The sequence below is a fragment of the Rhizobium rosettiformans genome (assembly GCF_016806065.1).
Classification (GTDB): domain Bacteria; phylum Pseudomonadota; class Alphaproteobacteria; order Rhizobiales; family Rhizobiaceae; genus Allorhizobium.
The window spans coordinates 462,791-477,844 of sequence record NZ_CP032406.1; the positions used below are offsets into that span (position 1 = coordinate 462,791).

Here is a 15,054-nt window from a genome sequence, read left to right on the forward strand (position 1 = left end):
CACTTCGAACTTGGGTGTGTCGTCGTGTATCACCAGGTTGAAGGACCCGGTCACGAGGAAGGTGCTGACCGGATAGTGGGAGATTGCAAGGTCGTTGCGTAAGTACCGGGCCGCGACGGCAGTGGATCAGGCCCACGGTGATGTCGATGACGATCGTGTTGACGGCCTTAATGGCCAAGCGCGAGGCGTAACTGAGGAGTCAGCCCACAGCTAGGAAGCACCGCGTTCAGGGCGATCACCAGCGGAAGCAGCGATCGCCTGCAGGAACAGCCAAAAGCCCGGTTACATAGCGTTGACCACGCCTAAAAGATCTTCGCCAACATGCGGGCTAGTTGATCCTGGGAGTAAGGCTTGGCGAGCCGCGCGAGGTCAATGTCCGCGCCCGGTGGCAACTCGACATAGCCAGAGGCGAGCAAAATGGGCATACTGGGAATGCGCTCTTGGACAGCTTTTGCCAGTTCTGCGCCTGTCATGCCTGGCATTGAATAGTCCGTGATCAAGAGATCAAAATGGTCACCGCTATCAATCAGCGCCAGCGCGTCCTTTCCGGAATAGACTTCCACAACCTCATGGCCGAGATCGCTCAGCATGTCAGCAGAACTCATGGCGATCAGGACGTCGTCGTCGACGAGCAGAATCTTTTTCGGACCAACTTCGTTCGAACTCGGAGCGCTCGGTGCGACAAGTTGCTGCTCGGGGGCGGAAGCGGTCGACACTGGGATCCATAGCTCCGCGGTCGTTCCTTCGCCCAGGGCGCTCATAAGGCTCAACCGACCGTTAAGCTGCAACGCGAGGCCATGGACCATCGAAAGGCCAAGCCCCGTCCCCTTCCCCAGTTCTTTAGTGGAGAAAAACGGCTCTATCGCTTTCTGAAGTGTCTCCGCATCCATGCCAGACCCCTGATCCCGAACGGAAAGCACGACGTAGCGCCCGGGCGCACAGGTATCCGCTTCTTCGCGCTGATCCGCTTCCCGCAATCCGACGTGGATACTGCCACCGTCCGGCATCGCATCGCGCGCGTTCACCGCAAGGTTGAGCAGAGCGAGCTCGACTTGATTGGGATCGGCCGACACCTGCGGCAGGTTCTCCGGAACGTCAACTTCAATGGCGATCCTCGACCCCACCGAGCGCTGCAGGAGATCCTTCATCTCGGTCACAAGACCGCCAAGGTTCACGGAGCCAACCTGAAGATCCTGCCTGCGGGCAAATGCAAGCAGTCGCTGGGTAAGCGAAGCCCCGCGTTGGGCACCCTGCAATGCTCCATCGATCAACCTGATCGCTTTCAAGTCGCCAACGAGATGCTTGCGAAGGAGGTCAAGGTTGGCAAGTATCGCCATTAGCAGATTGTTGAAATCGTGCGCCACGCCGCCTGTCAATTGGCCGATCGCCTCCATCTTCTGAGCTTGGCGAAGCTGCTCTTCCGCGCGCTCACGCTGGCCGACTTCTGCCAGAACGAGGTTATGCGCCTCCTCAAGCTCACGCGTGCGCTCGGCCACGCGTTCCTCCAGCATCTCGTTGAGGCGGCGTTGCTGCTCTTCCGCCTGCAGCCGTTGCGTCACATCGGACGATACGCCGACGAGCTTGATCGGTCGCCCGGTGCGGTCGCGGTGGAGCTGTGCGCGTATCTCTGCGCCGTGGGCGGAACCGTCAGGCCATAGGGTCCGATACGCGATGGCGTAATCGGCACCTGTCTCGAGCGTCTTGCGAACCGCTTCCTTCATGCGACCCACGTCGTCCGGGTGGATGGCACTCAGCAAGTCCTCGTAGGTGAAATCTTCATCGGCTGCCCGGCCGAATATTCCCCGGCAGGTCGGCGAGGTAGTCAGGAGATTGGTGGAAAGATCCAGCTCCCACGCCCCCAGACGGCCGGCCGCCAAGGCCGTCTGGAGCCGACGCTCGCCCTCGTCCAGGGCCTCCATGCGCGTGCGCGCGTCATATTGTCGGCGTCGACCGCGCATGGCCGAGCGTGCGACGCTGATGAAGGTGGTCGCATGGAAGGGGCGTTCGATGAAGCTGACATTGCCGAGAACTTCGGAGAGACGGGCAGCCGCAGGGTTACGTTCAGGGCCACCCCCGCGCGCCGTCAAGATGATGAAGGGGAGGTCCGACCAAGTCGGCTGCGCCTCGATCCAGGCCGCCAACGGACGCAAATCCGCAAACCGCAAAGCCTCTTCCGTCATGACGACGAAGGCGACGTTGTCGTTCAGAGTGGCCTCGAGATCATCGAGCGTCGAAGCAACTTTCGATGTCAGTCCCGCTTCCTGCAACAAGGCTGCAGCGATCTGGGCATCGCGACCCATTGGGGCATGGATCAGGCCGTATACATCGCGCTCAGGAATGGGAGCCATCCTCATCAAAAGCATGCGTGGAGAGCTTCTTGTCTCCCACAAATAGCGGCACACCGCGCAAGATTCCTTGAAAGCCTGATAGCGGTTCGCCGAGCGTCAGACCTCGGCTGCCGATCGTGTACTCGCGGATGGTATCTTCGTGATTTCCAGTACGCTTCTTGATCACCGAGATGGCACGTCGGACGCGACCATCGGCCTCGAAGTAGCGAAGCAGGATGACGGTGTCGGCGAGGTAGGTCACGTCTACCGGCGATTTCATGTCGCCGACGAGGCCGTGCTGCGCGACCGTGATGAAAGTGTTGACACCCTGTCTGTTCAGAAACTGCAAAAGCTCATGCATATGCAGAACGAGGCCGTTCTCCTCCGGCATGGCCGCTTGATAACCATTGATGCTATCGATAACGACGGTCTGCGCCTCGAACGCGGATACCCGGTCGCGGACACGCTGGGCGAATTCTCCAGGCGACAATTCGGCGGCGTCGAGCTGTTCAATATGGATGAGGCCCTTGTCACGCATGCCCTCCAGATCCAGACCCATCGCCTTCGTCCGGGCAAACAACAGGCCCAATTCCTCGTCGAAAACGAAAATCGCGGCGCGCTCACCCCGGAGGACGGCAGCATTGACGAATTGTAGCGCAAAGAGGCTCTTGCCAGTGCCCGCGGGTCCGATCAACAACGTGCTCGAGCCGCGCGTCAGGCCGCCACCTAGAAGGTTATCGAACTCCGCGATGCCACTTCCCAGCATAGTCCGCTCGAAGCCGGATTTATGCTCGAGAGCACGCAGCCGCGGAAACACAGCCACCCCGCCGGTCTTGATGACGAAGTCATGATACCCGCCGCGGTAGGCCTGGCCACGATATTTGAGCACCCTTAGCCGACGACGCTCTGAGCCGTAGTCCGGAGCAAGCTGTTCAAGATGCATGACGCCATGCACCACGCTGTGGACTGTCTTGTCGAGCGTGTCCGACGTCATGTCATCAAGAAGGAGGACGGTCGCGTCGGAGCGCGAGAAGAAATGCTTGAGCGCCAGGATCTGGCGGCGATACCGCAGCGAGCTCTGCGCCAGGAGCCTGATTTCCGAGAGGCTGTCGATAACGACACGATGCGGCTTCACTCGTGCAAACGCTTCAAAGATCAGCCTTGTTGTCTCGCTGAGCTCCAGGTCGGAAGAATACAGCAGGCTTTGCTGCTGGTCCGCATCAAGCAGGCTTTCCGGCGGAACAAGCTCGAATATTTCCACCTGATCGCGGATGTCCCGTCCGTGAGAGAGAGCGCTCTCGCGGAGTTCCTCTTCGGTTTCAGAAAGGGTGATGTAGAGGCAACGTTCGCCTATACCAGCACCTTCCAGGAGGAACTGCAGCGCTATTGTGGTCTTCCCGGAGCCGGGAGACCCTTCGAGCAGAAAGACGCGGCGACGCGAGAGCCCTCCCGACAAAATATCGTCCAAACCCGGCACCCCGGTTAACGCTTTTGCAGTCGAGTTCTCTGTCATTCTTTACCCGTCTCTACCCATATGTTGAGCAACACATATTGCCCCTGTATAAAGACGTTCAGAGCAGTTCTTTGTTCCCGTACAGGCCTGGTCACCGAGCCGAATAACAAACCACACATCGCTGCCGGGCAGAGCTCAACTGAAAATCTCTACAAATTGGGCGACGTTGCCTCGCCCAACGCTCAGCCTGAGTAGCTTGAACAGACAAAGATGTACTGCTTTCAGGTTGACGGTCAAAGGCTCCCAAAGAGGTTGTAGGAGGCACCAAGCGGAGACTATCTTTCGCCGTGGAAATCAACATTAGAAGCCGAGGGCGGAAATAATTGCCGCTCTCCCGCCATGTTGACGTCGGCCCAAAGCCAGGGCAAAAAGATGGCATCCACGGTCGCTCGCGGCAGGAAAACAGAGAAAAAATCAAAGGCAACTTTGCTAAGCCTTTGAAATTATGTGAGAATCCAGGTTCTCCAGGCGGGCGACTTTAGGTCTTTTTTCGCGAAAATTTGGCGGCTGTTTCTCACAGAAAAAAGCGACGTCTTCTCAACAACTTGAAGAATTATGAGGGCCACTCATCAGGCCATCCGTCGTTCTGAAACGGGTCTTGCCGAATTGGCTGGGGACCCGCTGTATTCATATCTACCTTTGGGTGACGGGTGTTCTCCGCCCCGACTATATAACCAACGCGCCAGTGCAGCAGATCCGGCCCAATCTTATGAAAGAGCCAAACCTTTGAACGCTCGCCCGAGCGGATTCACGCCAATCTGATGCGCCGACCGCTCCGAACGCTTTCCAGTGCCGCGTCGGCAAGTTGAAGTGCAAGCAGGCCATCTTCACCGCTAGGCGAGATCAACGCTCCGCTTTCGATCGCAGCAATAAAGCCGGCAATTTCATTGGCGTAGGCTTCGGTGTAGCGGGTCATGAAGAAGTCGTGCAGCGGCGGGCGGGTATAGCCTTCGGCAGTCGCCACCTCAATCGAGATCGGGCGCTGGTTTTCCGCGCTGGCCGAACCCAATGAGCCGTGAACTTCGATACGCTGATCGTAGCCATATGTGGCGCGTCGCGAGTTCGAAATCACAGCCTGGCGCCCGGTGACCGTCTCGAGGATTACAGTCACACTGTCGTAGTCTCCCGCAGCGCCAATAGCGGGGTCAACCAGAACAGCAGCGTGAGCGGAGACAGAAGAGATCTCTTCACCATCCAGCAGGAAGCGCGCCATGTCGAAGTCGTGGATCGTCATATCGCGGAAGATGCCGCCAGAACGGCCAATATAGTCGAGCGGCGGAGGACCGGGGTCGCGGGACGTGATGATGATCATTTCAACCTTCCCGATACGGCCGTCGTCTATCGCCTGCTTGACCGCCATGAAATGGGGATCGAAGCGGCGGTTGAAGCCAACCATCAGCTTTGCGTCTGTCTCCTTGACGACGTCGATGCACGCTTTGACGCGAGCTATGTCCAGGTCCACTGGCTTCTCGCAAAAGATCGCTTTGCCTGCCATCGCAAACTTTTCGATCAGATCGGCGTGGGTATCGGTCGGTGTGCAGATGATCACTGCATGGATGTCGCGGGCCGCCTCGATTTCATCAATGGTGCGAACCTCTGCGCCATACTGAGCCGCGATTGATTGGGCGGCGGCCGGAAAAGCATCGGCCACGGCGACCAGCTTCGCATCCGGATTGCTGCTCACGGCCTTGGCATGGACACGGCCGATACGGCCCGCGCCCAGAAGGGCGAAGTTTACGGTCATGGTCTTCTCTCCTATCGGCTCGATCAGCCGTTGATCATGGTGTTGAAACGGGAAAGCTCGTCGGCTGGCACACCGACATTGTGTCGATCGGCAGGATAGGCGCCGCTTTCGACGTCGTTACGAAATTCGCGGAAAGCGGTAATCCGCTCTAGCTGAAGGCGGTCGTACTCCGCCGCGAAATCGCGATAAGTCTTGGCGTGGCGGGGAACGTGGCCACGGGTTTGGCCGAGCACGTCGTCAGCGAAAAGATACTGCGCATCACAGCCAGCGCCTGCGCCCATGGAAATCATGAAGAGCGAGGTCTTTGCACTGATAATTGCGGCGACTTCTGACGGAACGACCTCGATTTCCGCTGCGAAAGCCCCCGCCTCTTCCAGAGCCTTCACTGCATGCCATATCGAAAGCGCGCTTTCTGCCGTTTTGCCGACAGCCTTGAAACCGCCGGTCCAGGTTGCCTTCGAGGGGATGAGGCCGACATGACTGCAGACCGGAATGCCTTCGTCACGCAACCTGCGAATGATGCCGAGGCTGGCTGCGCAATAGACGGCATCGCCGCCCGCTCGCATCGCCTGGAAGGCGGCTCGCAGATACTCCTCCGCTGTAATGAAATCGCCGTATTCCAAACCGGGAACGGCAAACACCGTCGGGGCCACTTCGCGAAAAGCAGGTCCGAGCAAGGCCGGGGGAACGGAGACCATTTCGATCCCGGCCTTCTCAGCAGCCTCTGCCTCTTCGAGCGTGACAACCCGCAACATGCTCAATTGCCGCTTGCCCTTGAGTGCCAGGATGTCAGCGACAGTGGGACGTTTCGATTTCATGGATCTTCCTCTGGCGCTTGGCGCCTACAAAAGGGATTTAAGCTTGGTAGCAGGGTCGGTTAGCGCTGCTGGGTCCGGATGTGCCCGCCGTGCGATCAGCATCTCAGCGAGCCGGATATCGCGCGCAACGGCGCCTCCTCGGCCAAGCCCGCTGGCTGCGAGAAGTCGTCCATCGCCATCGAGGTGAAACAGGATTTCCGCGTCATCGGACAAGGGACGAGCAACAGTCGCGACGGCGCCGTCGGCTAAGCCGGCCACCTGCAGCGTCAAGTCATATTGATCCGACCAGAACCAAGGTACGGCGTCGAAAGCTTCGGCCCTGCCGAGCATATTCACTGCCGCCGCGCTGCCCTGCTCCTGAGCGTTTCTCCAGGATTCGAGCCTAACGCGTCGGCCGCCATAAACTGCAACAGGATAGGAACAGCAGTCACCGGCGGCGAAAATGTCGGGATCGTCAGTGCGCAGATGATCATCGACTGCAATGCCGTTTTCGAGGGCAAGCCCGGCTTGTCCGGCCAGAGCGGTATTAGGCTCTGCGCCAATCCCTACCACCAGTGCATCAGCGTGGATATGCCGTCCGTCGACGAGTGTAATGATCACACGTGCATCGTCCTGAACGATGCTCTCGATCCCCACGCCACAGACAATGTTGACGCCCTCTTCCTCATGGCGAGCCTGAAGTGCCTGAGCGAGCCGTTCTGGAACACCGCGCATCAGCACACGCGGCTGCATTTCGATTAGGGTCACCATGGCTCCAAGGTGCCGGCCCATGGCTGCAAGTTCCAAGCCGATAAAGCCTCCGCCTAAGATGGCGAGGTGCTGGCCCTGCCGCATCGCGCACCGGATGGCAGTAGCCTGTTCGACAGTCCGTAAGGCGTGAATGCGTTTCCCATAGTGCAGACCGGGTAGCTTTCGTGGCGAAGCCCCTGTTGCCAGAAGCAGTCGCTCATAAGCGAGCGTTTCGCCGCTGTCTAAAAGCAGTGAATGCGCGGTGCGCTCGATGGCGCAAACGCGAGCCCCCCGGCGGTACGAGATTCCTGCTTCGGCGAACCGGGCCTCGACAACGATTGCCCGCACGATTTCGGCCGCGGCTCCTGCCTTTGACAGGGGCGGCCGCTCATACGGCAAATGGGGCTCATCTCCGATGAGGCTGATCGTCCCCTGGTATCCTTGTTCGCGTAAGGCAAAGGCGGCGCGGACACCCGCTTCGCCCGCGCCAACAATGACCATGCCGGAGTTGGCCATGTCAGCCAACCTGGATCAACACGCGACCGCCTTCGACCTTCACAGGATAGGTCTTCAGGTTGACGCAAACGGGAGCGCCCTTGGCCTCGCCCGTTTTGTAGTTGAAGCGGCCGTTGTGTTTCGGACATTCGATGATGTCGTTCATGACAAGACCATCCGCCAGATGTACATGCTCATGCGTGCAGTGGCCGTCGGTTGCATGGTAGGTGTCCTCCGGGCTGCGATAGATGGCGAAGCTCTTGCCCTCATGGTCGAAGCGCACGACGTCCTCTTCGTCGATCTCGTCTGACTCGCAGACGTCAATCCAATTGCTCATTGGGTTCTCCTCCCCCTACTGATTGTTGAAAGCCTGCCCGTTTTATTCAGCCGCTGGAGCCATAGCCTCGCCATGGAAATCCTCGCGGTATGGCTTGGCGGTCGGCGGCAGTTGCCGCTTGAGGAAGTAATCCTCATTGCGGAGCTGGCGCAGGAAGGCCGGGATCATCTCGCGATAGCCATGGAGGATCGACGGGTTCGGCGCTGGCAGGTCATCCTTGATCATGGCATGCAGCTTGGGCAGCGCGTGATAGGGCACCATCGGAAACATGTGGTGTTCGACGTGGTAGTTCATGTTCCAATAAATGAACCGACTGATCGGGTTCATGTAGACTGTCCGGCTGTTGAGCCGATGATCGATGACATTGTCCGCAAGGCCACCATGCTGCAGCAGGCCCGTCATCACGTGATGCCAGGCGCCATAGAGACGTGGCAGACCTATCAGCATGAAGGGCAGGATCGACCCCAGGTAAATGGCCAGTGCTCCCGTCGCGACATAGATCGCCAGCCAGATGCGCGCGACATGGATGGCCTTCGGCTGTTCGCTCTCAGGAACAAACGTCTTTTCTTCAGCGCTGATCACCCCGATGGCGTTGCGAACCATGTCGATCAGAGCATGCCAGGCATCAAGCAGGCCGAAAAAGTTCAAGACCAGCCGCACAAGATCCGGCGGACGCATGACGGCGATTTCCGGGTCTCGACCAACTATTACGGTATCGGTGTGATGCCGGGTATGGCTCCAACGCCAGGTGACCGGGTTGCGCATGATCATGAAGCAGGCGATCTGGTAGACGACGTTATTCATCCACATCGTCTTGAAGGCCGTGCCATGACCGCATTCGTGCCAGCGGCTGTCGGATGCTGACCCGTAGAGAACGCCATAGGCGAGGAAGAACGGGATCGCCCAAAGGCTGCCCCAGAAATAAACGCCAAGGCCGCCGAAGACGATCATGGCGCCGAGCCAGATCGCAGTGTCGCGGATAGCCGGGCCATCCTCCCGCTTCATCAACTCCTTCATCTGCTTGCGGGGAACATCGGTGTGATACCACTCGGCCGCCGAAAGCCCATTGGCAACCGCAGCCTGGGCATCACGTCCCAATAGGCTGTAATCTCTCTTGCTTGCTGTGCTCGCCACGATTTCCTCCTGCCTGTCCGGTTCTGGCCGGACAACTTCGCTTGACGAATGCCAGAAGGAATATCGCGGATTTCGATCCACTCAATGGGGGCTTGATATATTCTATCATTTCACATCATATAGATACCGAAGAATGATAGAATGATATCAGAAAGGAACGGGTATGGCATCGCGTCCCACTATTGCCGACCTCGCGAAAGCGGCAGACGTGAGCGTTGCGACTGTCGACCGTGTGTTGAACGGTCGACACAAGGTGCGGGAAGACACCGCAAAACGAGTGTACGACGCGGCGAACGAGATTGGTTTCCATGCCGTCGGCCTGCTTAGGCAGCGCGTATTCGAGGGGCTGCCTCAATACAAGCTGGGCTTCGTGCTGCAGAAGCCGGATCATCATTTCTATCAGGCGTTCGCGCGCGAGATTGAAATCGCCGTTCAGAATCATCCCGGTATACGAGGCATAGCGCAGATCGACTTTTGTACATCGCAGACGCCTTCAGAACTGGCAGACAAGCTCCGCGAGATTGGGGGCCGGAACCAGGCTGTCGCGATGACCGCGCCTGACTATCCCGCACTGTCTGTCGTGGTTGAGGAAATGAAGGCCAAGGGGATCCCGGTGTTCTCGCTGCTATCCGACTTCGCCCCAGGGATCCGGGAAGGTTATGTCGGCCTGAACAACCGGAAAGCAGGGAGAACGGCAGCCTGGATGATTGCCAAGACCGCGAAAAAGTCAGGTAAAGTCGCGGTTTTCGTAGGCAGTCATCGGTTTCACGGGCACGAGCTGCGTGAGATCGGCTTTCGCTCCTACTTTCGCGAACATGCTCCTGACTTCGAGGTTCTCGATACCCTAGTAAACCTCGAGACCGTACAGATTACGCATGAAGCAACGCTCGATCTGCTGCTGCGCCACCCCGATCTCGTTGGCTTCTACGTTGCGGGCGGCGGCATGGAAGGCGCGATCTCCGCCATCAGGGAAGAAAAGCTCGGCGGAAAGCACATTGTTGTGGTCAACGAACTGACGCCGATCTCCCGCGCCGCGCTCGCAGATGAGATTGTAACCATGGCGATTGCGACCCCACTAGCCAATCTGTGCCGTGAGCTGGTTCAGTTGATGGTGGAGGCTGTGGATAGCGGCCCTGCTACAGCACCAGGGCAAACGTTCCTGCCTATGGAGCTTCACGTGCCCGAGAATATCTAGAAAAGACATATTTCCATCATGTCATTTCGCAAATTCTTTCATAAATGAAAGATATCACCTCCATTTCTGCTTTGACGAACGTCATGAAACCTGATGATTTCGACGTCAGCGGGCCCCGAGGAGGAACAAGGGGGCCGCCAGACACTTCGGGAGAATTTCATGGCTGCGCCCACCTTCGCGCTCAACCACATGGTTGCGCCACAGATGCCGCTTGGCGCTTTTTTCAAGCTCGGCAAAACCCTTGGCATCAACCAGTTTGAGATCCGCAACGATCTCTCAGGCAATGCCATTTTGGACGGGACATCGCCGTCTCAAGTACGAGAGCTCGCCGCAGCAGAGGGTGCGGAAATCATTTCCATCAACGCACTTCAGCGTTTCAACGAATGGACACCGGCTCGTGAGGAAGAAGCACGAAGCCTTGCGACCTACGCTGCGGCATGCGGAGCGAAGGCGCTGGTTCTGGTCCCGGTCAACGATGGCTCGGGCAAGCTAGAAGGTGAGCGTCAAGGCAACCTGCGCATGGCCCTGAAAGGGTTGAAGCCGATCCTTGAACAAGCTGGCATCATCGGCCTCGTCGAGCCTCTGGGCTTCCAGATCTGTTCCTTGCGCTCCAAGAAGGAAGCGGTCGAAGCCATCCATGCCATCAGCGGTTCGGACCGCTTCCGGCTGGTTCATGACACATTCCATCACGTTCTCGCTGGCGAGCCGGACGTATTTCCGGCGATGACCGGCCTCGTCCACATCTCAGGGGTCGATGACGGCCAGGTCAGCGTCGACGACATGCGTGATCCGCATCGGGTCATGGTGACCGCTGGGGATCGCCTTGCCAATGTGGCGCAAATTCGGGCCCTGCTCGCTCAAGGCTATGCAGGCCCCTTCTCTTTCGAGCCTTTCTCGCCCGCTGTTCATGCCACGGCCGATGTGGTCGGCCTTATCAAAGGCAGCATGGATTTCATTCGCGAGAAGCTCTGACCAGATCCCCACACGCCCAGGAGGAGTTGGGCGTGTGGGCGAATTGCCTCCTGGGGAGGAGGCGTGCCGGCTTTCAGGGGTGTTGCCGGGCACCGCACAACATGTGGAGGATTACAATGAAGAAAATCGTGGCAGGAGCCCTTCTGGGCGTGCTGATGGCATCCAGCGCAATGGCAGGCAATATCGGCGTCTCGATGGCAAACTCGGACACCTTTCTGACCGTGCTGCGCAAGGGCATCGAGAAGGCGGCCGGCGATGCCAGCCAGCCTGTTCAGATCGAAATTGCCGATGACGACGTCCAGAAGCAGCTTTCGCAGATCCAGAACTTCATCGCGTCCAAGGTCGACGCAATCATCGTCAATGCCGTCGACACGTCTGCGACCGCTCCGATGACCAAGCTTGCCAACGATGCCGGCATCCCGATCGTTTACGTCAACCGCATGCCGTCCGACGTCGATGCATTGGGTCCCAAGGGTGCCTTCGTGGCATCAGACGAGGTCGAGTCCGGTACGCTGCAGACCAAGGAAGTCTGCCGCATCCTCGGTGGTAAGGGCGACATCCTCGTCATGGTCGGAGACCTTGCCAACCAGGCCGCGGTTCAGCGCACGAAGGATATTCACGACGTCATCGCGACCCCTGACTGCTCTGGAATGAAGATCCTCGACGAACAGACCGCCGTCTGGGATCCGGTCAAGGCTCAAGACCTCATGACCAACTGGATCGCTGCAGGCCACAAGCCCGCTGCTGTCATCGCCAACAATGACAACATGGCAATCGGCGCCATCAATGCCATGAAGGCCGCTGGCTGGGGCATGGATGAGGTCGTGGTCGCAGGCATTGATGCAACCCAGGAAGCGCTCGCTTACATGAAGGCAGGTGATCTCGATGTCACTGTCTTCCAGGACGCTTTCGGCCAGGGTGCCGGTGCGGTCGATGCGGCGATCAAGCTCGCCAAGGGCGATAAAGTCGACGCCAAGGTCTGGATCCCATTCCAGCTCGTAACCCCTGAAAACATGGATCAGTTCGTCACCAAGAACTGATGCGAGGCTAAATAGACTCGCCGTCAGCTAGGCGGCGGGTCTGTCATTCGGGAGGAGCTGACATGGCACGATCACAGGCATTGAGCCCACAAACCATGCAGGCCGTGCGGACCAGCGGGGCTGTCCCGCAAAGTGAGTTCCTGCTTGAGGTCTCTGACGTGCGGAAAGAATTTCCGGGCGTCGTTGCTCTCGACGATGTGCAGTTGAAGCTCCGCCGCGGTACGGTGCATGCCCTGATGGGCGAAAATGGCGCTGGCAAGTCGACCTTGATGAAAATCCTTGCCGGGATCTACACACCCGATAGCGGCAGCTTCAAGCTGCGCGGCGTCGATATCCGTCTCAAGAACCCACTCGATGCCTTGCAGAACGGAATTGCGATGATCCATCAGGAGCTAAACCTGATGGCCCCCATGACGGTCTCGGAAAACATCTGGATCGGACGAGAACCTATCGGGCGTTTCGGCTTCGTTGACCATGCCGAAATGAACCGCCGCACGGCAGCACTCTTCGATCGCCTCGGCATCGACATCGATCCGGAAATCAAGGTGGGCAAGCTCAGCGTCGCCAGCCGCCAGATGGTCGAAATCGCCAAGGCCGTCTCGTTCGATTCCGACGTTCTCATTATGGACGAGCCGACATCTGCCTTGACCGAGAAGGAGGTCAACCACCTTTTCCGGATCATCCGATCGCTCCGTGAGGATGGAAAGGGCATCATCTACATCACTCACAAGATGAACGAGTTGTTCGAGATCGCCGATGAGTTTTCAGTGTTCCGCGATGGCAAATACATCGCGACCTGCAACTCAGCCGATGTAACACGCGACGACATCATCCGCATGATGGTGGGACGCGAGATCACCCAGATGTTTCCAAAGGAGCCGGCCAAGATCGGCGAGGTCGTCCTTTCTGCGAAAGGCCTCACTCTGAACGGCGTTTTCCGCGATGTGTCCTTCGATCTGCGGGCGGGTGAGATCTTGGGTTTTGCAGGTCTCGTCGGCTCCGGCCGCTCGAATGTCGCTGAAACGATCTTCGGTGTGACACCTGCCGATGCAGGCACCATCGAACTCTTTGGCAAGCAGGTGCAAGTCACCTCGCCCTCGGTCGCCATGAGCCATGGCATGGCATTCCTTACAGAGGATCGTAAGGAAACTGGCTGCTTCCTTCTTCTCAACATTCAGGAGAACGCCCAGATGGCGGTGCTCCAGCAGCGATATGTGAATTTCGGCTTCGTACAGCAGCAGGAACTAACCAAGGCTGCATCGGATATGGCCAACAGGCTTCGGGTGCGCACGCCTGACATGAACGAGCCGATCATCAACCTGTCCGGCGGCAATCAGCAGAAGGTGCTGATCTGTCGGTGGCTGATGACCAACCCAAAAATTCTGATCCTCGATGAACCTACCCGCGGCATCGATGTCGGCGCAAAAGCCGAAATTCACCGCCTGATCTCGCAACTCGCAGGCCAGGGGGTCGCAATCATCATGATCTCATCGGAAATGCCCGAAGTGCTTGGGATGAGCGACAGGATTGTTGTGCTGCATGAGGGCCGGGTCACGGGGATCCTGGACCGCGCGGAAGCCGACCAAGTCAAAATCATGGAGCTGGCGTCGCGTTGACGACCAGCCGGGAGGAAATCATGTCAGATGCCACCAACGAACTCGGCGAGACGTCGAAGACGGGCCTGAAAAAGGTACGCCGCTTACCGCCAGAATTCTCCATTCTGGCCGTTTTGATCGGGATCGCACTCGTCTTCGAAATCATCGGCTGGTACGTCGTCGGAGAAAGCTTTCTAGGCAACAAGCAGCGCCTGTCGATCATCGTATTGCAGGTTGCCGTCACGGGCATTATTGCCGTCGGCGTTACTCAGGTCATCATCACGGGCGGCATCGATTTGTCGTCAGGCTCGATGGTGGGCTTTATCGCCATGGTCGTTGCGAGTTTTGCCCAGACATCACTCAATGCGCGTGCCGTGTTCCTGCAACCGGAATATGCTGCCTTCGGCTTGAACTGGTTCATCGACTCCAGTCCACTGTGGCCGATTCTGGCTGGCATATTGCTTGGAGCCCTACTCGGCTACATCAATGGACTTATCATCGCCAAGACCGGAATTCCGCCCTTCATCGCTACTCTTGGTATGATGGTGTCGGCACGCGGTCTTGCGAAATGGTACACCGAAGGTCAGCCAGTCGCCCTCCTCAACGAGAACTTTACCTGGCTTGGTCAGAGCTTCGATCTCTGGGGTTTTCCAGTCCCGCGCACTGTGATCGTCTTCTTCATCGTCGCCACGATCTGTCATGTCGTCCTTTGCTACACGCGTTACGGCAAATTCACCTATGCGATCGGTGCAAATCCGCAGGCCGCACGTGTGTCCGGTATCGACATTGGTAAGCACCTGATCAAGGTCTATGCGGTTGCGGGCCTGCTCTCTGGCGTTGCAGGCGTGATGCTCGCGGCCCGTGCGCAATCGGGCCAGCCCAACATGGGGGTCGCCTTCGAACTCGACGCGATTGCCGCAGCCGTAATCGGAGGCACGTCACTTGCCGGTGGCGTTGGTCGCATTACCGGGACCGTAATCGGTACCATCATTCTTGGCGTAGTGACCTCCGGGTTCACCTTCCTCAAAGTTGGCGCCTACTATCAAGAGATCGTCAAGGGCGCGATTATCGTGGCCGCTGTGGTCATTGATGTACATCGGCAGAAGAAAAAATCCCGCGCCTGAACCTCCCGGGCGATCTGGGGCGATGCGGGAC

General features: G+C 58.3%; 12 protein-coding genes. 5 read left to right on the forward strand and 7 right to left on the reverse strand.

What is annotated here, in order from left to right; genetic code table 11:
- Positions 1-302: 302 nt before the first annotated feature.
- From D4A92_RS23660 to D4A92_RS23690, 7 genes are all read right to left on the reverse strand, one after another.
- Positions 303-2,348, reverse strand: coding sequence for a hybrid sensor histidine kinase/response regulator (locus D4A92_RS23660; RefSeq protein ID WP_203020947.1), 2,046 nt, complete (start codon positions 2,346-2,348; stop codon positions 303-305).
- Positions 2,332-3,840 carry an ATPase domain-containing protein gene (locus tag D4A92_RS23665; RefSeq protein WP_203020418.1) on the reverse strand — a complete coding sequence of 503 codons (1,509 nt, stop codon included), beginning with the start codon at positions 3,838-3,840 and terminating at the stop codon, positions 2,332-2,334. Before D4A92_RS23665 ends, D4A92_RS23660 begins: the two co-directional genes overlap by 17 nt.
- 748 nt (positions 3,841-4,588) lie before the next feature.
- On the reverse strand, positions 4,589-5,584 hold the full coding sequence (iolG, locus tag D4A92_RS23670; RefSeq protein WP_203020420.1) for an inositol 2-dehydrogenase: 996 nt from the start codon (positions 5,582-5,584) through the stop codon (positions 4,589-4,591).
- 23 nt (positions 5,585-5,607) lie between these two features.
- The gene (locus D4A92_RS23675) at positions 5,608-6,402 is read right to left on the reverse strand and encodes a 3-methyl-2-oxobutanoate hydroxymethyltransferase (RefSeq protein WP_203020422.1); all 795 of its coding nucleotides are present in this window, start codon (positions 6,400-6,402) and stop codon (positions 5,608-5,610) included.
- 24 nt (positions 6,403-6,426) lie between these two features.
- Positions 6,427-7,647, reverse strand: a complete 1,221-nt coding sequence (locus D4A92_RS23680) for an NAD(P)/FAD-dependent oxidoreductase (protein ID WP_203020424.1) — start codon at positions 7,645-7,647, stop codon at positions 6,427-6,429.
- A gap of 1 nt (position 7,648) precedes the next feature.
- A complete protein-coding gene (locus D4A92_RS23685; RefSeq protein WP_113379462.1) occupies positions 7,649-7,963 on the reverse strand; it encodes a MocE family 2Fe-2S type ferredoxin in 315 nt (104 codons plus the stop codon).
- 42 nt (positions 7,964-8,005) lie between these two features.
- The gene (locus D4A92_RS23690) at positions 8,006-9,097 is read right to left on the reverse strand and encodes a fatty acid desaturase family protein (protein ID WP_203020426.1); all 1,092 of its coding nucleotides are present in this window, start codon (positions 9,095-9,097) and stop codon (positions 8,006-8,008) included.
- 163 nt (positions 9,098-9,260) lie between these two features.
- Here D4A92_RS23690 and D4A92_RS23695 point away from each other — a divergent pair, with 163 nt between their 5' ends.
- From D4A92_RS23695 to D4A92_RS23715, 5 genes are all read left to right on the forward strand, one after another.
- Positions 9,261-10,292, forward strand: coding sequence for a LacI family DNA-binding transcriptional regulator (locus D4A92_RS23695; RefSeq protein WP_203020428.1), 1,032 nt, complete (start codon positions 9,261-9,263; stop codon positions 10,290-10,292).
- A gap of 159 nt (positions 10,293-10,451) precedes the next feature.
- Positions 10,452-11,264: a TIM barrel protein gene (locus D4A92_RS23700; RefSeq protein ID WP_203020430.1), complete on the forward strand. Its 813-nt coding sequence runs from the start codon at positions 10,452-10,454 to the stop codon at positions 11,262-11,264.
- Positions 11,265-11,380: 116 nt separating this feature from the next.
- Entirely contained in the window at positions 11,381-12,304 is a 924-nt protein-coding gene (locus D4A92_RS23705) for a sugar ABC transporter substrate-binding protein (RefSeq protein WP_203020431.1), read from the forward strand.
- Between the two features lie 62 nt (positions 12,305-12,366).
- A complete protein-coding gene (locus D4A92_RS23710) occupies positions 12,367-13,920 on the forward strand; it encodes a sugar ABC transporter ATP-binding protein (RefSeq protein ID WP_203020433.1) in 1,554 nt (517 codons plus the stop codon).
- A gap of 20 nt (positions 13,921-13,940) precedes the next feature.
- Complete coding sequence (locus D4A92_RS23715) at positions 13,941-15,023, forward strand: ABC transporter permease (protein ID WP_203020434.1); 1,083 nt, start codon at positions 13,941-13,943, stop codon at positions 15,021-15,023.
- The last annotated feature ends 31 nt before the right edge of the window (positions 15,024-15,054 follow it).